The organism is Demequina aestuarii (assembly GCF_000975095.1).
Lineage (GTDB): Bacteria > Actinomycetota > Actinomycetes > Actinomycetales > Demequinaceae > Demequina > Demequina aestuarii.
Map to the genome: position 1 here is coordinate 1,543,181 of NZ_BBRD01000001.1, position 19,095 is coordinate 1,562,275.

Here is a 19,095-nt window from a genome sequence, read left to right on the forward strand (position 1 = left end):
TCGCGAGTCGACCCCACCGCGGCCGATGCGAGGATGGGGGCATGAAGGCGATTCAGGCAGATCATCCCGGCGGCCCCGACGCGATGCGCGTCGTCGACGCTCCGACGCCGGTCCCCGGCAGCGACCAGGTGCTCGTCGACGTCTCCGCGAGCGGCGTCAACTTCATCGACACCTACCAGCGCTCGGGCGTCTACGACGTCGCGCGTCCGTTCCGGCCGGGCCTCGAAGGCGCCGGGGTGGTCGCCGCCGTGGGAGAGGACGTCGACTGGGCCGCGCCAGGCGACCGCCTCGCCTGGGCGGGCACCCTCGGCTCGTACGCCGAGCAGGTGGTGCTGTCTCGCCACGACGCCTACCGGGTTCCCGACGGGGTGGGCCTGGACACCGCCGCGGCGCTCATGCTGCAAGGACTGACCGCGCACTTCTTGAGCGCATCGGCCTTCCCGCTGGGGCCAGGGCATACAGCGCTGGTGCACGCCGGGGCCGGGGGCGTCGGCCTGCTGCTCACCCAGCTCGCCGCGGCCCGCGGTGCACGGGTGATCACGACCGTGTCGCGCGACGACAAGGAGGAGCTGTCCCGAGCCGCCGGCGCTTCCGAGGTGGTCCGCTACGAGGCCTTCACCGACATGAGCGAGGAACTGCCGCGAGCAGTGCGCGGCCTCACGGACGGCGCGGGTGTGGACGTCGTGTACGACGGCGTGGGCGCGGCCACCTTCGATGGCTCCCTCGCGTCGCTGGCGGTGCGCGGCACCCTCGTGCTGTTCGGCGGCGCCTCCGGCCAGGTGCCCCCGTTCGACCTGCAGCGCCTCAATCACGGCGGGTCGCTCTCCGTGACGCGGCCCTCGATGGTGCACTACCTGCGCACTGACGAGGAGCGCTCCTGGCGGGCCGGGGACCTATTCTCCGCGGTGGCGGCCGGGGAGCTGGAGGTACGCATCGGCGCCACCTACGCACTCTCCGATGCTCCCGCCGCTCACCGTGTGCTCGAGGGACGGGGCACCACCGGCAAGGTCCTGCTGCTGCCGTAGCGGGGGCGACATGCCCGAGACCCCGCCGCGACACACGCCCGTGACATGCACACGGCACAATGTGGACATGCAGAACCTCCGCATGCGTGTGATGAGAGAGTCCGACCTGCCCGCGATCCTCGCGCTCAACACCGCCGCCGCCCCCGCCGTCACCGACCTGACGGAGGACGAGATGCGCGCCCTCATCGAGTTCTGTGACGTCAGCCTTGTCGCGCTCAACCGCACGGGCGACGTGATCGCGTTCCTGCTGAGCCTCGGCCACGGCACCGCCTACGCCTCGGAGAACTACCGGTGGTTCGAGGACCGCGGCGTGCGCCACCAGTACATCGATAGGATCGTCGTCGCCGCGACGGCGCGCGGCACGGGTGTGGGCCACGCGCTGTACGAGTCAGTGTTCGAGCGCGCCCGCGAGCGCGGCGCCACCGAGGTCACGGCCGAGGTCAACCTCGACCCGCCCAACCCGCGGTCGATGGACTTCCACGAACGCATGGGCTTCCGTCAGCTCGGCGAGCAGACCACCAAGGGCGGAGCGATTCGCGTGGCACTGCTGTCGCGCCCCGTCGACTGACCGCCTTCTGAGGGCTCTCCCCCGGGGAACCTTCTCCTCGGAGCCCCTCCTCGCCTGCGACGCCGCGTCCGATGCGCGTGCCCGTACCATCGGGATCATGCGCATCCTCATCGTCGGCGGCACCGGACTGATCTCATCGGAGCTCGCGGCCCTCGCGTCCGAGCGAGGAGACTCCCTCACCCTCGTCAACCGCGGCAACTCCCCCGTCGCGCCGCCACCTGAGGGCGCCGAGGTCATCCACGCCGACGCGACCGACGCGGCCGCCATGCGTGCGGCGCTGCGCGGGCGGCAGCTGCGCGGAGAGCGGTTCGACGCGGTGGTGCAGTGCGTCGCCTTCACTCCGGAGCACGTCGCCGAGGACGCCGAGACGTTCGCGCGCCTCACTGACCAGTACGTCCTCGTCGCTACGGGCGCGTCCTACCGGACGGCCGAGCGCTTCCAGCTGCTGACCGAGCAGACGGGACAGGAGAACCTCTACTGGGAGTACGCGCGGCTCAAGCAGGCCGCCGAACAGGTGCTGCGCGACTCGACGGGGCTGCCGTGGACCATCGTCCGGCCCGCGCATACCTACGGGCCGTCGAAGATTCCCGCGTACACCGGCAATTCCCGCCACCCATGGACGATCGTCGATCGCATGCGTCGCGGCGCCGACATCGTCATCCCCGGCGACGGCACATCGCTCTGGACCGTCACGCACGCGCGCGATGTCGCGGCGGGAATCCTCGGGCTGCTCGGAAACGCCGATGCGATCGGCGCCGCGGTGCACATCACGTCCGACGAGGCGCTCACCTGGACCGGCCTCTACCGTGAGATCGCTCGCGCCGCCGGTCTGAGCGACGAGCAGTTCGAAGCCCAGACAGTCTGCGTGCCCTCCGATGCGCTCGTGGCGGCCTCGCCTTCACAGGCAGGTTCGATCTACGGCGACAAGATGCACTCCGCGGTCTACGACACGTCACGCATCGCGGCCCTGGTGCCCGGCTGGAGCGCACGGATCCCCTTCGACGAGGGCGTCGCCGAGGCGATCTCGTGGTTCGAGGCGCGACCCGACCGGCAGACCGTGGACGAGAACGCGAACGCGATGTTCGACCGGCTCGGCGCGATCTACCGAAGAGCCTTGGCGGACGCACGCGTGTAGCCGCACATCAGTGCGGCGCAGCCGCGCCCGCGCGTACAGTAAGGGGCAAGGCTCGCCCGTCCCGAGAGAGGTGCGTGATGGGGACCTGGACTGGATCGTTGGCGCTTCTCGGTGGGTGCGTGCTCGCTCTCACCGCGTGCGGCGTGGGCCTTCCCCAGCCACCCGATCCGGCGACATCGATCACCTCCGTCGCGCCCGAGCCCGCTGCGCCGGCCGGCCCGCCGAGCGCATCGTCCGCAGGATCGTCGCCGTCGAGAGGGCCGGTGAACGCCCTTCCTGCCCCCGAGCCCTCCGTGCTCGACCTGCTGCCACGCTCGTGCCCGACCTTCGACGATGGGCACGACGCGGAGTACGTCGCCATCGAGCCACACCGGTACGCGCACGTGTGCCTGGGGATGACCTTCGCCGAGGCATCGGCCGCGATGCCGGGGCTCGACATCGCGGGAGACGCCTCCTGTCCGTGGCACGCGGACATCGTGAGCGCGACGCCCTTGGTGATCTCTGCGGTGACCAGCAGGGACGAGCCGGGCCAGCAGATCCTGGCGCTGCGAGTGGCTTACCTCGCGGACCTTGCGGGGCTCGACCCGTGGGAGATTCCGCGCACAGCAGAGGCCGTCGGGATCGGCTCGACACGCGAGGCGGTGAGGGCGGCGTACCCCGGAGCCGAGGAGCGGACGGTCGAGGATCCTGAACGCGGGCCGCGGGATCAGATGATCGCACCGCAAGGCGCCGGGCTCGCCTATGTATTCGACGTGACGGACGGCCTCGTCAGCGAGATGACCTGGGGCATCGGCCTGGACCACGGCGTGACCGGCGACCTCTGCACCGGGTGAGAGTCCCCGCACGAGCACAGCGAGCCCGGGGGCATCGCGGGACGGCCCGATGGTCCCGGTGGGCGGTGGCGGCGGAGTCGTACCCTGGAGGGGTGAGACTTCCCCGCTTGCGTCGCGCCCGTCCCGGGACGTCCGTGGTCGTGTCCGACGACGACGTCCTCGAGGCCGCTGTACGGGTATTCGTCGCCTCGCCGGAGGCGTCGCTTGCCGACGTCGGTCGCCACGCGAGAGTCGATCTGCGCGAGATGACGGCGAGGTTCGGCTCGCGCGAAGCGGTGATCGATCGCGTGATCATGCGGGGAGCTCGCCGGATCGCACGCGGCGCGGTGCTCGAGGACGGATCGCCTGCGGAGCAGATCGCGCTGCTGGTCGCTCGCCTGTGGGATGACCAGGAGCCCGTGGCGCCCTTCATCACCCTGGGCGTGCGCGCCCACCTGCGCGTGCCCGTCGAGGAGGCGCTCGCCCCGGCGCGCGCACTCTTCGCCGATGCGGTGGCCCGGGGCGCGGCGGACGGCACGCTGCGTGCCGACGTGTCCCCGCGCGCGGTGGCGTGGCTCATCGAGCAGTCGGTGCTGGACTGCCTCGAGGCGCTCGCTCGCGGCCTGATGGAGGACGAGGACGGCCGCACGTTCGTGATCCGGCAGGCTCTCGCCACGGCGGGACTGGGGTGGACGGAGGCCGCCGCGGTGACCGACGCAGTGACAAAGCGGATCTCGTGAGCACAGGGAGCCGTCCCACGAACGTGGCCCGAACGGTCACACAGACAGGAGTGACGTGATGAGAGCGATCGCGAGCGACGAGGGCCTTCCCCTCGACGACCCGCAGGCCCTGCGCGATGCGGAGGTGCCCGAGCCGGAGCCCGGTCCACTCGACGTGCTGGTGCGCGTCGAGGCAGTGTCGGTCAACCCCGTCGACGTCAAGAAGCGACGCTCGCACAAGGCCGGGCGCGGTCCGCTCATCGCGGGCTACGACGGCGCCGGCGTGGTGATCGGCGTGGGCCGCGACGTCCACGGCCTGAAGGAGGGCGATGAGGTCTGGTGGTCCGGCGACGCGACCCGGCCGGGGTCCAATGCGGAGCGACAGGCCGTCGATCACCGCATCGTCGCCCGCAAGCCCGAGTCTGCGACCTTCGCCGACGCCGCCTCGCTGCCGCTCACCGCGATCACGGCGTGGGAGTCCCTCTTCGACCACCTGCGCCTGAACCGTGAGGACCACGGCACCATGGTGATCGTCGGGGGCGCTGGTGGCGTGGGGTCGATCCTGACACAGCTCGCCAAGCGGCTGACAGCACTCCGAGTGATCGCGACCGCGTCGCGTCACGAGTCTGAGGCGTGGGCGCTGCGCATGGGCGCCGATGCGGTCGCGAACCATCGCGACCTGGTGGCGACGGTGACGGACCTCGCACCTGACGGCGTCGACTACGTCTTCTCCTCGTACACTTGCGGAAACGTCGAGGCCTTCGCGAAGATCCTGAAGCCGTTCGGCCACGCCGTGTCGATCGACGGCACCGACGAGTCGCTCCTGCCCCTGTTCGCCAAGTCGGCCAGCATGCACTGGGAGTACATGTTCACGCGTTCGCGCTACGGCACGTGGGACATCGCGGAGCAGTCGCGGATCCTGAGCGCAGTCGCTGACCTGGTGGACCGTGGCGAGGTGATGCCGACCGCCACGCATTACATCGATGACTTCACGGCGGACGGGATCCGCGAGGCCCATCGCCTGGTCGAGTCCCAGGCGATGATCGGCAAGGTCGTGGTGCACCGCTGACGTCGCCAGGGGTTCCGTGCGGACCGCATCTGGGCCATACTCGGGCACCATGCGACTGAGACACGTTCTGACGGTCCTCGCCTCGGCATCGGCTCTCGCCCTCACCGCGTGCAGCAACGACGCCTCCCCCGGTCCGTCGCCCGACAGCGCATCTCCGAGCGGTGGCGCGGGCCAGACGACGGCGCCTCAGCCGAGCGCCAGCGGTCCCGACTCGTCCGGAAGCACCACGGCGCCGGGCGCGGACCCGTACTGCGAGGAGGCGGACGACGGCTATCTCGCCATGACCGATCTGCTCGACGCGACGGACGTCAAGAGCGCCCAGACGGGCATCGACGACAACGGCGGAGACGTCGGGCTGATGAATGGCGCCGGAGACCAGATGATCGCGGCCATGGACCGTGTGGTCGCCGCGTGGACCGCCGCACAGGAGCGCATCGACGACTCACCGTGGGACGACACGGGTGCCGCAGTCACGAGCACCGAGGCGACCGAATCGTTCACCCGGTACTTCGACTACCTCGACGCCTTTGCACGCCCCGAGGCCGAGGCCGCAGCGTCTGCGGCGACCATGGAGGAGTACACGAACGCCACCGTCGCACTGCTGAGTGCGCCGGGCGTCGCGGAGACCGCCGCCGAGGGCGCCGGCGCGATCGGCACCATCCTGGAGTACACCCTCGAGCGCTGCGGAGATCTGCCCTCGGACTGACAGGCAAGCGTCGATGCCGAGCCGTCAGTCGCCCTTCTGCTTCTTGACCGTCGCGAGCAGGTCCTGCCACGAATCCACGAACTTCTGAATGCCCTCGACCTCGAGCTGCTGCGTCACGTCGTCCATGTCGACGCCGGCATCGGCAAGGCGCGCGAAATCGGCGCGAGCCTTGTCGTATGAGCCCCGGACGGTGTCCCACTCCCCCGCGCCTTCTGCACGACCGGCAGGGACGACGCCGTGGTCGGCGAAGGCGTCGATCGTGGCCTGGGGCATGGTGTTGACGGTGCCAGGGGTGACGAGCTCGTCGACGTACAGCGTGTCGGCGTAGGCATCGTCCTTCACCGAGGTGGACGCCCACAGCGGGCGCTGAGGATGCGCGCCCGCCTCAGCGAGCGCGGTCCAGCGGTCGGACGCCAGCACCTGCTCGTGGTGCTCGAACGCGAGCCGGGCGTTCGCGAGCGCGGCGGTGCCGCGCGCCGGAGAATCGGGACCGATCGCGTCGAGTCGGCCGTCGACCTCGGCGTCGACGCGGCTGATGAAGAACGACGCCACCGACCCGATCCGCGACAGGTCATGGCCGTTCTCCCGAGCCTGCTCGAGCCCGGCGAGGAAGGCGTCAACCACGTCGCGGTAGCGCTCGAGCGAGAAGATGAGCGTGACGTTGACCGAGATGCCGAGCGCGAGCGCGTGCGTGATGGCAGGGAGGCCCTCGACGGTGGCCGGGATCTTGATCATCGCGTTGGGACGGTCCACAAGCCACCACAGCTGCTTGGCCTCCGCGATCGTCGCGTCGGTGTCGCGCGCGAACCGCGGGTCCACCTCGATCGACACGCGGCCGTCGACGCCGTCCGTGGCCTCGTAGACGGGCCGCAGCACGTCGCAGGCCTCGCGGACATCGGCGGTGGTGATCATCCGCACGGCCTCGTCGACCCCCACGCCACGAGCGGCCAGGTCGGCGATCTGCGCGTCGTACTGGTCAGAGCCAGCGACCGCAGCGGCGAAGATCGACGGGTTGGTGGTGACGCCCACGATCGCACTGACGTCGATGTCGCGCTCCAGGGTGCCGGAGCGCAGGCGTTCACGGCTCAGGTCGTCGAGCCAGATCGACACTCCCGCTTCGGACAGTGCGGCCAGTGAGGAGGGGTGAGTGGTCGCGGTCATGGGGAGGCTCCTTCGCGTCGGGGGGTGGTCTGCCGTGGTCAACGTGCCACCCCGTGCCGCGCATTCCGTGAAGGACACGAGTGGCGTGTGCGCGTCCACGCGCACGTAGGGTGGTCAGTGGAATCGTCCCTGCTCCTGAAAGGAGCCCCCATGCCCGGCGCCGCCCCCGAGACCCGGTCCGATTCGCTCGTCTTCTTTGGCGCGAGCGGAGACCTCGCCCGCAAGTCGATCTTCCCGTCGCTGTACCGGATGGTGAAGTCCGGCGACCTCGACGTGCCCGTGGTGGGAGTCGCGTTCTCCCAGTGGGACGTCGACGATCTCAAGGCCCGCGCCCGCGAGTCCGTCGCCGCCTCCGACGGCGGCGTCGACGACGAGGAGGCGATGGACCGCCTGCTCGGCCTGCTCCGCTACGTCGACGGCGACTACAACGACCCGGCCACCTTCGCGCTGCTGCGCGACGAGCTCGCGGAGTGTGCGGCACCCACCCACTACCTGGCGATCCCTCCCGTGCTGTTCGGCACGGTGGTCGAGGGGCTCCAGTCGGTGGGGCTGCACGAGAACGGGCGCGTGGTGGTCGAGAAGCCCTTCGGCCGCGACCTGGCGAGCGCGCAGGAGCTCGACGCGGTGATCACCCAGGCGTTCGATCAGCCGGCGATCTTCCGCATCGACCACTTTCTGGGCAAGGAGGAGATCATGAATCTCCTCTACTTCCGCTTCGCCAACGCGATGTTCGAGCCGCTGTGGAACCGCACCCACATCGAGTCGATCCAGGTGACGCTCGCCGAGGACTTCGGGGTCAGTGGCCGCGGTGGGTTCTACGAATCGGCGGGCGCGCTGCGGGACGTCATTCAGAACCACCTGTTCCAGGTGGTCGCGCTGCTCACCATGGACGCCCCCGCCTATCAGGGCTACGGCGCCGTGCAGTCCGCCAAGGTCAACGTCTTCAAGGCCATGCGCCCCCTCACCAGGCACGACTATGTGAGAGGCCAGTTCCGCGGCTATCGCGACGAACCCGACGTCGCCGCCAACTCCGACGTCGAGACCTATGCCGCCGTCAAGATCCACATCGACTCCTGGCGGTGGGCGGGCGTGCCCATCTACATCCGCACCGGCAAGTCACTGGCGGTCTCCGCCGGCGAGGTCGTGGTCAACTTCAGGCGACCGCCGCAGGCACTGTTCGAGGACGCCCTGGATCCCGACCAGCACCCCAACCGCCTGCGGTTCCGGCTGTCGCCGGTCAGCGAGATCGGCCTCGGGGTCCGGGTCAAGCGCCCCGGCGAGGAGTTCGTGGGTCACGAGCAGGAGCTGCGCCTTCCCACCGAGAGCCCTCTCGAGGTCGAGCCCTACGAGCGGCTCCTCGCCGATGCGCTGCGGGGCGACAGCGCCCTGTTCACCCACGAGGACTCCGTCGAGGCCGCATGGCGCGTCGTCGACGCGATTCTCACCGACCACACCCCGGCGATCCCCTACGAGCCCGGCAGCTGGGGGCCGGAGGAGGCCGCGGGCCGCCTCATCGGCGAGGACGGCCCGTGGCTCAATCCGCGCGTCGAAACCCAGCACCCTTGACCACCCCACGCACGGCACTCGCAGGACTCGGACACGACGAGGAGACGACATGACCACCACGACCCCGATGCAGATCGGCATGGTAGGACTCGGACGCATGGGCGCGGGGCTCAGCCGCCGACTGATGGCGGACGGCCACACCGTCGCCGCCCACGACGTCTCTCCCGCGGCGATCGAGGCGCTGGCCGCCGACGGAGCGGTGCCGGTGCACGACATCGCCGAGTTCGCGACCGCGCTCGAGGCGCCCCGCCAGGTGTGGGTGATGGTGCCCGCGGGCGACATCACTCATGGCGTGATCGCGGCGCTGGCTGCGGTCCTCGAGCCCGGCGACACCGTCATCGACGGCGGCAACAGCTACTACCGGGACGACATCGCTCACGCGGCCACGCTCGCCGAGTCCGGCGTCCACCTCGTGGACTGCGGCACCTCAGGCGGGGTGTGGGGCCTCGACCGCGGCTTCTGCCTGATGATCGGCGGCGACACGGAACCCGTCGAACGACTGCTGCCCATCTGGGACACCATCGCCCCCGGCGTCGACGCGGCCCCCCGCACGCCCGGCATGGACGGTGACCCCACCAGCGCAGAGCGCGGCTGGCTGCACTGCGGCCCCAACGGCGCGGGCCACTTCGTCAAGATGGTCCACAACGGCATCGAGTACGGGATGATGGCCGCGTACGCGGAGGGCTTCAACCTGCTGCGCAATGCGGACGTCGGCACGCCGGAGCGCCAGGCCGAGGCGCAGGCCGCCCCACTCGCCAACCCCGAGTTCTACCAGTACGACATCGACACTGCGGCGGTGTCCGAGGTGTGGCGACGCGGATCCGTGGTCGGATCATGGCTGCTGGACCTCACGGCCGAGGCGCTCCACAAGGATCCCGACCTCGCCGAATTCTCGGGCCATGTCTCCGATTCCGGCGAGGGTCGCTGGACCTCGATCGCTGCGATCGACGAGGGCGTGCCCACGCCCGTGCTCACCACGGCGCTCTACTCGCGGTTCGCGTCGCGCGATCAGGACCTGTACGCCGAGAAGGTGCTGTCCGCCATGCGCAAGGGCTTTGGCGGCCACGTCGAGCGGCCCACCGGCGAGTAGCCGCATCGGACGACGGCCGATGCGGGTGCGCGGTCAGGCGCCCATGCGCCCTGAGAGGGCCTCAAGCAGCGCGGCCTCGTCGTCCACGCCCAGGTAGACCTGGCCGCCGTCGCGGACGGTCAGCACCACGGCGGTCGTGCCGCGCGTGGTGTACGCGACGGCATTCGGCAGGCGGTGGCTCCACCTCCACCCCCATCCACCGAAGTCCTTGAGCGGCCGGTACGCGCGCTGCTCGACTGCGGTGATGTCGTCGAGGGCGATCACCTTGTTCACCACGCCCGCGAACGAGACGCGCACATGAGTCGTCTCCACCGTGATGGTGAGCGGCATCCAGAACAGCGCGATCATGGCCGCGACGACGACCGCGCCCGTCGCCCAGGCCGCCGCGGACTCCCCCGGCTCTTCCCCCATGCCGCCCGCCGCGAAGGCGACCCCACAGAGCAGCACGGCGCCCACGAGCAGCCACCGAGCGACGGGGTTCTGGTGCAGGTACTCACGAGAGCGGAAGGCGACCATGGCACCCACCCTGTCACGCTCATCGGCTGGCGGAGCTCGTCGCCGAAACGGAATCCCTCGCGCGGAGGCGGGGTTGTTGCACACGACAGGGGCGCGACGCCACCGCGATGCGCCCGCACCGCACCCGTCAACCTCCGGAGGCACCATGTCTTTCGACCAGCTCACGTTCGACAACCCGGCCGAGCGCTACGCGCACCTCAAGGCCAAGAAGCAGAAGCAGCCGCTCCCCGGTCTCGACAGCGAGCTCGATCCCCAGGCCGACCACGGCGAGGAGACCTACCGCGGCACGGGGCGACTGCAGGGGCGCAAGGCGCTCATCACCGGCGGCGACTCTGGGATCGGCGCGGCCGTCGCCATCGCATACGCTCGCGAAGGCGCCGACGTGGTCATCAACTACCTCGAGTCGGAGCGCGCGGACGCCGAGCGCATCGGCGGACTCATCGAGCACGAGGGCGGCAAGGCGGTGCTGATCGCGGGCGACATCCGCCACCGCGACTTCTGCCGCGAGCTCGTGGCGAAGTCCGTCGACGCCCTCGGCGGGCTCGACATCCTCGTCAACAATGCCGGCCACCAGGTGTTCTACGAGGACTTCGAGGACCTCACCGACGAGAACCTGGACCGGACCATGAAGACCAATGTCTACGCGATGTTCTGGATCACCCAGGACGCACTCCAGCACATGGGCCCGGGGTCGACCATCATCAACACCAGCTCGGTGCAGTCGTACAAGCCATCGCCGGTGATCATCGACTACGCCACCACCAAGGCCGCGATCGTGGGCTTCACGAAGGGGCTCGCGATGCAGCTCGCGGAGAAGGGCATCCGCGTCAATACGGTGGCGCCGGGGCCGATCTGGACCCCACTGCAGGTGACGGAGGGCCAGCCTCAGGAGAAGCTTGAGAACTTTGGCGAGGTCACCGCCCTGGGCCGCATGGGGCAGCCAGTGGAGCTCGCTCCCGCCTACGTGTTCCTCGCCTCGCCTGAGTCCAGCTACGTCGTGGGCGAGACCATCAACGTCAACGGTGGCATGCCCGTCCCGTGACCCGCAGGACGGCGCCCGGCCGCGCCGCCCCTCACGGGGCGACGCGGCTGGACAGGGTCAGCACGCTGCGGACGGTGCGCGTGAGGCGCACCGATCGGACGTAGGCGCGGCGCACCAGACCGGTGCGGCGGGCACGACGGCGACGCGCGTACTGCGCATCGGCGACGAGCCCGCGGTGGTCCGTGCGGTGCAGGGCCAGCAGCGAGACGGGATCCTGGAGATACATGATTCACCTCCCCTCGCGCTCGACGAGCGAGGGAGTGCCGGCCCACAGGCACGCGTCGAGGGACGACGGGCGAGCGGGCGGACGTCAGGGGACGCCCGGTGACGCCGCGTGCGGGAGCGGCGGAACGGGCGTGATCACGCGATGAGGCGTGGAGGGGTCACATCCGGACGGATGGACAGGCGGCAGTCACCGCGGGCGGCGCGGCTCGACGCCGCAGACGCGTCCCTCAGGCGAGGGCGGCCTGCAGGCGCGAGCGGCCTCGCGAGTTGCCGGCAGCCGCGGTCATGACCTGACCGCGGGCGTGGAAGGGCAGCACGCGAGCGCGCGCGACGGTGCGCGGCGTGATGGCGACGATCATCATCATGTCGTGCTCCTTCCTGGGGTGGATCGGACCGGTGGCAGGCGCCTCCGCGGGTGCAACCCCGGAGACGTTACCCCTCGAAACGATCGAGGGGAAGGACATTTTGCCGTTTCGTGACATTGGTGCGCAGCGACGGTGCCACCAGCGCGACGGCGACGGCCATCGCCACTCCTCCCCACGCCAGCACCGCGAAGCTCGACCCGGCGACGACGAGTCCCGATGCTCCCCCGCCCGCAGCGCTGGAGGCGGCGATGAAGAAGTCCGCCCGGCCCTGGAGCCGGGCGCGATTGGCCAGTGGCGGCGCGGTCGACAGCACCTGGGTGCCCGCCACGATCCCGAGGCTCCACCCCAGGCCCAGCAGCGCCAACCCGATCGCGATGGGGATGAGCGACTCCCCTGGCGCAAGCGCCAGCGTGGCGGCCGCGGCGACCAGCGTCACGCTCGCGGCCAGGACGGTCGGCACGACACCCCATCGGTCCACCACCACCCCTGACAACGGCGCAGGCAGGTACATCGCGGCGACGTGCAGTGAGATCACGGTCGCGGCCGCCGAGAGCGTGTGTCCGTGGCCGGTCATGTGCACGGGCGTCATCGTCATGACGCCCACCATCACGGCCTGCGTGCCGACCATGGCGACGATCGCCCCCACGACCCGCGGCCGCCACCGAGGCTCACCCTGGTCGTCGTCCGCGGCTGCGTCGACGGGCGGTGCATCGGCCGGTCGCGCGCCGAGCCGCAGCGCGAGCAGGAGCGGGTCGGGACGCAGCCACAGCGCGAGGACGGCCGCTCCCACGCCGTACGCGAGCGCCGCGACCGCGAAGGGACCCGTCAGCGCGCTCAGCCCCCATGGCTCGACAAGAGCGCCAGAGGCCTCCGCCAGCTGCGGACCCAGGACGGCGCCCGCCGTCGTCGCGACCAGCACGACGGCCGATGCGCGGGCCCGGCGGGCGGGTGGGGCGAGGTCGGCGCCGGCGTAGCGCGCCTGCAGGTTCGCGGCCGATCCCGCTCCGTAGATGAGCAGCGACGCGAACAGGACGGGCACCGAGTCGATGGCGGCCGCCATCACCACGCCGAGTGCGCCGACGGCGCCCGCCGCATAGCCCCACGCGAGCCCGACGCGGCGTCCGCGGCGCTGCGACATCGCGCCGATGAGGACCGCGGAGCCCCCGGCGCCGAGCGCGAAGAGCAGTGCCGGCACGCCCGCTGCGGAGGTCGACTCGAGCATCTCGGCAGCAAGCAGGGCGCCGACCGTCACGCCGGCCGCCAGACCCGCCCCGGACAGCACCTGAGCGATGATCAGCGTGCGCAGCACGGCGCGCTGAGCGACCTCGCGCTCGGTGCGGCCTCCCGCGGGCGCCGCCTCTGGCGCGGCGCTCACGAGACCGAGACCAAGTCGAGCGCGCGCCACTCGAGGACGCCCACGTCCGTGACCCGCGCCGTGTGCCCGTGCGCCCGCAGGATCTCGACGGCATCGTGCGAGAGCGAGCAGAACCTGCCGCGGCAGTACACGACGTATGACACGTCTGCGGGAAGCTCGCGCGCCCGCGCCGCGAGTTCGTCGAGGGGAACGTTGACCGCACCCTCGTAGTGGCCGTGAGCGAACTCCTGGGGCGGGCGCACATCGATCACCACGTCGCGGCCCGTCCCTGCGGGTGCCTGCGCACCCGGCTCGGTCAACGGTGCCACCACGTCGTAGAGCCGTAGCAGCAGCGCAGTCACATGATCACCTGCAAGCGCATAGACGACGGTGGTCCCGTCTCGCCGGGTCACCACCAATCCGGCGTCCTTGAGGATCTGGAGGTGGGCCGATGCGGTGGTCAGCTTGACGCCCGCAAGCTCGGCGAGTTCGCCCACGCTTCTGTCCGCCTGCGCCAACCGGTCCAGCATCGTGACCCGTGTGCCGTGGGCGAGGCACTTGCCGACGCGCGCGACAGCGTCCAGGGAATCGGCGGAGGCCGCGCGATCCTCCTTATTCCATGAATTCATGGAATATACGATACCCCGCGATGACGGCCCGGGAGACCCGTCACCCTCCCGTCGCGGTGATGACGATGAGCGCGATGTTCAGTGCCACGATCGCCGCCACCACGGCCCATCCCGTCACGCGCAGCGGCAGTCCCGAGGCGTGCTCGCCCATCACCGCGGGATCGTTGGTGAGCCGCACCAGCGGTATCAGGGCGAACGGGATGCCCAGGCTCAGCACGACTTGGCTCAGGACGAGCGCCCACGTGGGGTCCGCGCCGAGCGCGATCACCACGAGCGCCGGCACGAGCGTGACGAGCCGGCGGGTGAGCAGCGGAATGCGACGGTGCAGCAGGCCGCCCATGATCACGGCGCCCGCGTAGGCGCCCACGGACGTCGCGGCCAGCCCTGAGGCGAGCAGGCCCACCGCGAACACCACGCCGATGACCGGACCCAAGTTGGCTTCGATCGCGGCGTGTGCGCCGGCGATCGTGTCGGTCCCTCCCACGCCACGCAGTGAGGCCGCGGCGAGCAGCAGCATCGCAATGTTGACCGAGCCAGCGATCACCAGCGACCACAGCACGTCGACCTTGGTGGCGCGCAGCAGCAGTGGCAGGCGAGCCGTCGACGCCCCGCCCCCGGGGCCCGGCTCCGCAGGGTCGTCTGAGCTGCAGGGGACGCCTGGGTCGCCTGGCTGGGCGGACGTCGAGACGTCGCCATGCCCAGCCGACACCGCGTGTGCCGCCGCCGGGGAGATCTCCCGGGGCTCGACCCTGACGGCGGCGATGTCCGCGCCCGCCTGGCCGGGCAGGTGACGATCGCGGGCGAGAGCCGAGTGCAGATAGATCGCGTGCGGCATGACGGTAGCGCCGAGCATCGAGGCGGCGAGCAGCACCGTGCCCGAGTCGGCGAACCGCGGCACCAGACCGCCCGCGGTCTCTGCCCAGTCCACGGGCGACACGAACAGTCCCGCAAGGAAGCCGACGGCGATGACGGCCAGGAAGCCGATGATGACGAACTCGAACGGGCGCTGCCCCTTGCGGGAGTGGACCGCGAGCAGCACCATCGACACGGCGCCGGTGATGAGTCCACCCCACACGAGCGGCAGCCCGAACAGCAGGTTCAGGGCGATCGCACCACCGATGACCTCGGCGAGATCGGTGGCGGCCGCGACCACCTCCGCCTGCCCCCAGTAGGTCAGTCGCGTGCCGCGCCGCAGCCGTGCACCCAGCAGTTCCGGCAGCGACCTCCCAGTGACGAGGCCCAGCTTGGCGCTCAGGTACTGGATCAGCACCGCCATGGCGTTCGAGACCACCAGCACCCAGACCAGCAGGTAGCCGTACTCGGCGCCCGCGGTGAGGTTGGCCGCGACGTTGCCGGGGTCGACGTACGCGACGGCGGCGACGAAGGCGGGACCCAGCAGCATCCAGAGCCGCCACTCGGGACGACGCGTGGGCGCCGCCGTCGAGGTCTTCTCCTGGGGCGTGGCGGACGGGGTCGAGGGCATGCCCCTCAACGTATCACTGAGATTTCGGGACACCGAACTTCTAATCTCGGGTGCGCCGGAAGGCCCGCTCCTCGGGCTGCGGCGCGAGCAGTCAGCGGGGCGCGAGCATCATCACGCCGGCGCCGACCAGGCACAGGGTCGCACCGGTCCAGTCCCACACATCGGGAGTGAAGCGATCGACCACGATGCCCCAGGCCAGCGACCCGGCGACGAAGATGCCGCCGTAGGCGGCGAGGACGCGCCCGAAGTGCGGGTCGGGCTGGAACGTCGCGATCACTCCATAGAGCGCCAGCGACAGCACGCCGAGCCCCACGAACACGGCGCCGCGGTGCTCGCGCAGCCCCTGCCAGACCAGCCACGCGCCGCCGATCTCCGCGAGCGCGGCGGCGACGAACAGGAGGAGGACGCGCGCCACATGCATGGGCGAGACGCTATCAGCGCGTCACTCGCTCAGTCGCTCCATATACAGCTCGTACTCGTAGTCCGAGTAGGTGCAGAAGATCACGGCCTCGATCGAGGGGTGCTCCTGCACCGCCTCGCGCACCGTGGCGATGGCGACGTCGGCCGCGCGGTCCTGGGGGAAGCCGTACGTGCCGGTCGCGATGCACGGGAACGCGATGATCGACAACCCGTGGCCCGCGGCCAGCGCAATCGAGTTGCGATAGCACGCGGCGAGCACCTCCTCCTCGCCGTGACCGCCACCCCGCCAGAACGGCCCTACGGTGTGGATCACGTGGGTGGCAGGCAGCTTGTACCCGCCCGTCATCTTCGCCTCGCCCGGCTCACACCCGCCGAGTTCTCGGCATTCGTCGTGCAACCCTCGGCCCGCGGCCCGATGAATCGCCCCGTCGACGCCGCCGCCACCCAGCAGGGTCTCGTTGGCGGCGTTGACGATCGCATCCACGGCGAGCGTGGTGATGTCGTCCCGAAGGACAGAGAGCTCGGTCATACCCTCTAGTGTCGCCCGAATCGCGCCGGGCCGCAGACCCGGGCGCCCGCGTCACCCGGCCGGACGCGCGGTGATCACGCCGGCATATGGTCCGGACAGCGCGCCAGGGGCACCCATGCCCGTGACCCACACATCCGAGATCTGACCGTCGAGATACAACGCGTCATCCACCCCGAGCTCGTCGCGAAAGAGCGTCGCGAAGTCCCACAGGTTGGTCACTCCCCATGACATCGCCAGCATCACCGTTCCGCCGTCGGGGCTCACCCCCACGCCGGAGCGCAGCGCGAGGTTGACCGACCCCTCGCGGAACTCGGGATGCACCTCCCCGTCGAGCACGAGCGCGGGCCCCGACTGGGTCGCGTGGACCACGCCCTCCGCCACATACTCCGTGCTGTCCACCACCGAGGCGGTGCCGTCCTCGTGGAGCGCGAACACCCCGTTGGGCATCAGATGGAAGTTGCCGGCCCCGTCCGCGAGGTTCAGCCCCACGAGCTCGTCGCCGTCACTCACCAACAGTCCTCCTGGCACCACCTCGGGGGTGAAGATGCCGGCATTGGTGGCCGCCACGATCGTCGGATCCGCCTCGATCACGTCGGCCAGCATGGTGCCGCCGGGCTCCCAGTCGATCCTCAGCTCCCACTGGTCGAGAGGCAGCATCACCACCAGATAGTTGCGGTCGGCGTGCGCCACGATCTCGGCGTCCACCCTCCCGTCATCGCCGGCCGATGCGCCGGTGGAGTCAGGCGCGGGTGGCAGCTCAGGCGGCGCGGCGGGCGTCGGAGTCGGGGAGGCACCGGCGGTGACGGTGACGCGCGGCGGTGCGGGCGCATCGGCCGTCGTGCATGCGGTGAGAACGGTGCCCGCCAGCACGGCGCAGCCGAGAGCAGCGATCGCCCGCACCCTCGCTCGGCCAGCAGCATGCGACCGCTCGTGCGCGCCCTTCACAGCTCCAACCGGATCTGCTCGGCGTCCAGCTGCGCGAGCGCTGCGGCGAGCGACGCGGAACTGAAGGCGCCGAGCGCGCGCACGTCCAGGAGCGCTTCGCGTTCAGCCTTGATGATCGCGATGCGGTGATCGCGGTCCTCGTCCACGGCGGACACCTCTGCGGACACGGGGAATCCTTGGGCGTCGGTGGGACTGGGGGTGCCAGGATCGGCACGGTCGTCCGCTTCCGCGGCGCGGCGGCTCCGCGACCGCTCACGCTCCTCCCTGAGGTGCTGGCGCTCATCCTCCACGGCGGCGTCGAGGACCTCCTTCAGTCCCACCGACTCGACCGCGAGCTCCTCGGGGGTCGCGGCGCGGGCCGGCTTGAGCAGGCGCAGCATCCAGGCCATCGTGCCGCCCTGGATCACCAGCGAACTGATGGCGACGAGGTAGGCGATCAGCACCAGCAGCGAACGATCGGGAGTGTCGCTCGGCAGGGCCTGCGCCGCGGCGACCGTCACGACGCCTCGCATGCCGGCCCACACCATGACTCCGCCTTCGCGCGGGCCCAGGGGCGAACGCAGGAGGTAGCCGTGGTCCGCGTTGGCTCGGGCGAGCCGCTGCTTGACCGCCTCGACGCGGGAATGATGCGTGAGATCGGGCTGGCCCCACCGCACCACCCTGGCGGCCTTGCGCGCCGCACCCGTGGCCGTATCGGATTGCCCGATCGCCCGGCGCAGGCGCGGCCTCACCCGCGGCGAGCGCCGGGCGGCGTGGCGCTGGATGGCCAGCAGCGGCGCCACGAAGGCGGCGCGCGTCGCCAGCACCGCCACGAGCACCACGGCGGCCGCGCCGAAGGCGAAGAGGATGCCGAGGTCGTCCTGGCGCACGTCCTCGATGGTGCGCAGGAGTTCGAGTCCCAGGATCAGGTAGATCGCACCTTCGAGCATCAGCTCCGCGGTGTGCCAGTTCTGCTGGTGGGAGCGCCGCACCTGGGGAGACAGCCGGCGCGCGGCACCGTTGCCGCTGACCAGACCCGCCACCACGGCGGCGACCAGTCCGGAGGCGCCGATGGCATCGGTCGGCAGCGAGGCCAGGAACGGCACGGCGAACGAGAACACCGTCGCCGCGGTGACGTCGGTCATCCAGGAGCGCACCCACAGGCTGACCCGGCCGACGACCCACCCGATCGCGACCGCCAGCACCATCGACACGACGAAGTTCGCGGCGACCGCCCAGAGGCTGACGGCCGATGCGGTCGCGGCCACCGCGGCGCGCAGCAGCACCAGGGCCGCGGCGTCGTTGAACAGGCTCTCCCCTTCGAGCAGTGCGACCAGCCGCGGCGACACGCCCTGGCGCTTGACGATGGCGGTCGCCACCGCATCGGTGGGGCTGACGATGGCGCCGAGCGCAAACGCCCACGGCCACGACAGGTCCGGGAACATCCAATAGAAGACGACGCCCATGAGCACCGTGCTGACGATGGTGAGCGCTACCGAGAGCGCGCCGATCGACCGGAAGTCGCGCCTGAAGTCCGTCGCAGGCACCGAGACGCCGGCGGCATAGAGCAGCGGAGGCAGCACGCCCGCGAGGATCATCTCCGGATTCACGGAGAGGTCGGGGCCGAACGGCACCAGGCTCGCGCCCACGCCCAGCGCCACCAGAACCAAGGGCGAGGCGATGCCGAGCCGGGGGCTGAGGACGGTGGCGAAAGCGATCGCGACGAGCGCGATGACGCCTACACCCAAGAGTTCCAC

The 19,095-nt window shown here is 70.8% G+C and carries 21 protein-coding genes; 10 read left to right on the forward strand and 11 right to left on the reverse strand.

Annotated features, from left to right (window positions below):
- Positions 1-41 precede the first annotated feature (41 nt).
- The 7 genes from AOP72_RS07245 (at position 42) to AOP72_RS07275 (ending at position 6,034) form a co-directional block, all read left to right on the forward strand.
- Positions 42-1,025 (forward strand): quinone oxidoreductase family protein, encoded by a 984-nt coding sequence (locus AOP72_RS07245; protein WP_062134368.1) that lies wholly within the window; start codon positions 42-44, stop codon positions 1,023-1,025.
- Between the two features lie 67 nt (positions 1,026-1,092).
- Positions 1,093-1,593, forward strand: a complete 501-nt coding sequence (locus AOP72_RS07250) for a GNAT family N-acetyltransferase (protein ID WP_193746380.1) — start codon at positions 1,093-1,095, stop codon at positions 1,591-1,593.
- Positions 1,594-1,690: 97 nt separating this feature from the next.
- Positions 1,691-2,728: an NAD-dependent epimerase/dehydratase family protein gene (locus AOP72_RS07255; protein ID WP_062134371.1), complete on the forward strand. Its 1,038-nt coding sequence runs from the start codon at positions 1,691-1,693 to the stop codon at positions 2,726-2,728.
- 77 nt (positions 2,729-2,805) lie between these two features.
- Positions 2,806-3,561 (forward strand): hypothetical protein, encoded by a 756-nt coding sequence (locus AOP72_RS07260; RefSeq protein ID WP_062134375.1) that lies wholly within the window; start codon positions 2,806-2,808, stop codon positions 3,559-3,561.
- A 92-nt stretch (positions 3,562-3,653) separates the two neighbouring features.
- Entirely contained in the window at positions 3,654-4,280 is a 627-nt protein-coding gene (locus AOP72_RS07265) for a TetR/AcrR family transcriptional regulator (RefSeq protein ID WP_152650286.1), read from the forward strand.
- A 58-nt stretch (positions 4,281-4,338) separates the two neighbouring features.
- Positions 4,339-5,328: a zinc-binding alcohol dehydrogenase family protein gene (locus AOP72_RS07270; RefSeq protein WP_062134381.1), complete on the forward strand. Its 990-nt coding sequence runs from the start codon at positions 4,339-4,341 to the stop codon at positions 5,326-5,328.
- Positions 5,329-5,377: 49 nt separating this feature from the next.
- Entirely contained in the window at positions 5,378-6,034 is a 657-nt protein-coding gene (locus AOP72_RS07275) for a hypothetical protein (RefSeq protein WP_062134383.1), read from the forward strand.
- A 24-nt stretch (positions 6,035-6,058) separates the two neighbouring features.
- Here the strand turns inward: AOP72_RS07275 and tal are convergent, their stop codons facing one another.
- Positions 6,059-7,195 carry a transaldolase gene (tal, locus tag AOP72_RS07280; protein ID WP_062134387.1) on the reverse strand — a complete coding sequence of 379 codons (1,137 nt, stop codon included), beginning with the start codon at positions 7,193-7,195 and terminating at the stop codon, positions 6,059-6,061.
- Between the two features lie 150 nt (positions 7,196-7,345).
- On the opposite strand from tal, the gene zwf reads away from it, so the two are divergent.
- A complete protein-coding gene (gene zwf / locus AOP72_RS07285) occupies positions 7,346-8,761 on the forward strand; it encodes a glucose-6-phosphate dehydrogenase (protein ID WP_062134390.1) in 1,416 nt (471 codons plus the stop codon).
- 49 nt (positions 8,762-8,810) lie between these two features.
- Positions 8,811-9,851 (forward strand): phosphogluconate dehydrogenase (NAD(+)-dependent, decarboxylating), encoded by a 1,041-nt coding sequence (gnd, locus tag AOP72_RS07290; protein ID WP_238581635.1) that lies wholly within the window; start codon positions 8,811-8,813, stop codon positions 9,849-9,851.
- Positions 9,852-9,884: 33 nt separating this feature from the next.
- Here the strand turns inward: gnd and AOP72_RS07295 are convergent, their stop codons facing one another.
- Entirely contained in the window at positions 9,885-10,376 is a 492-nt protein-coding gene (locus AOP72_RS07295) for a hypothetical protein (protein ID WP_062134394.1), read from the reverse strand.
- Positions 10,377-10,512: 136 nt separating this feature from the next.
- Here AOP72_RS07295 and AOP72_RS07300 point away from each other — a divergent pair, with 136 nt between their 5' ends.
- Positions 10,513-11,409 (forward strand): glucose 1-dehydrogenase, encoded by an 897-nt coding sequence (locus AOP72_RS07300; protein ID WP_062134397.1) that lies wholly within the window; start codon positions 10,513-10,515, stop codon positions 11,407-11,409.
- A gap of 31 nt (positions 11,410-11,440) precedes the next feature.
- Here AOP72_RS07300 and AOP72_RS07305 read toward each other — a convergent pair whose 3' ends face one another.
- From AOP72_RS07305 to AOP72_RS07340, 9 genes are all read right to left on the reverse strand, one after another.
- Positions 11,441-11,635, reverse strand: coding sequence for a hypothetical protein (locus AOP72_RS07305; protein ID WP_062134400.1), 195 nt, complete (start codon positions 11,633-11,635; stop codon positions 11,441-11,443).
- 226 nt (positions 11,636-11,861) lie between these two features.
- Positions 11,862-11,999: a hypothetical protein gene (locus tag AOP72_RS13575; RefSeq protein WP_193746381.1), complete on the reverse strand. Its 138-nt coding sequence runs from the start codon at positions 11,997-11,999 to the stop codon at positions 11,862-11,864.
- A gap of 67 nt (positions 12,000-12,066) precedes the next feature.
- Positions 12,067-13,374 (reverse strand): MFS transporter, encoded by a 1,308-nt coding sequence (locus tag AOP72_RS07310; protein ID WP_062134404.1) that lies wholly within the window; start codon positions 13,372-13,374, stop codon positions 12,067-12,069.
- Entirely contained in the window at positions 13,371-13,982 is a 612-nt protein-coding gene (locus tag AOP72_RS07315; protein ID WP_062134407.1) for an ArsR/SmtB family transcription factor, read from the reverse strand. Before AOP72_RS07315 ends, AOP72_RS07310 begins: the two co-directional genes overlap by 4 nt.
- A gap of 40 nt (positions 13,983-14,022) precedes the next feature.
- Positions 14,023-15,384: an Nramp family divalent metal transporter gene (locus tag AOP72_RS07320; protein ID WP_202965674.1), complete on the reverse strand. Its 1,362-nt coding sequence runs from the start codon at positions 15,382-15,384 to the stop codon at positions 14,023-14,025.
- A 172-nt stretch (positions 15,385-15,556) separates the two neighbouring features.
- Entirely contained in the window at positions 15,557-15,886 is a 330-nt protein-coding gene (locus tag AOP72_RS07325; protein ID WP_062134414.1) for a YnfA family protein, read from the reverse strand.
- A 21-nt stretch (positions 15,887-15,907) separates the two neighbouring features.
- Positions 15,908-16,414, reverse strand: coding sequence for an O-acetyl-ADP-ribose deacetylase (locus AOP72_RS07330; protein WP_062134417.1), 507 nt, complete (start codon positions 16,412-16,414; stop codon positions 15,908-15,910).
- A 51-nt stretch (positions 16,415-16,465) separates the two neighbouring features.
- Positions 16,466-17,359 (reverse strand): phosphodiester glycosidase family protein, encoded by an 894-nt coding sequence (locus AOP72_RS07335; RefSeq protein ID WP_152650288.1) that lies wholly within the window; start codon positions 17,357-17,359, stop codon positions 16,466-16,468.
- Positions 17,356-19,095, reverse strand: coding sequence for a cation:proton antiporter (locus AOP72_RS07340; RefSeq protein ID WP_062136984.1), 1,740 nt, complete (start codon positions 19,093-19,095; stop codon positions 17,356-17,358). The genes AOP72_RS07335 and AOP72_RS07340 overlap by 4 nt, the downstream gene beginning before the upstream one ends.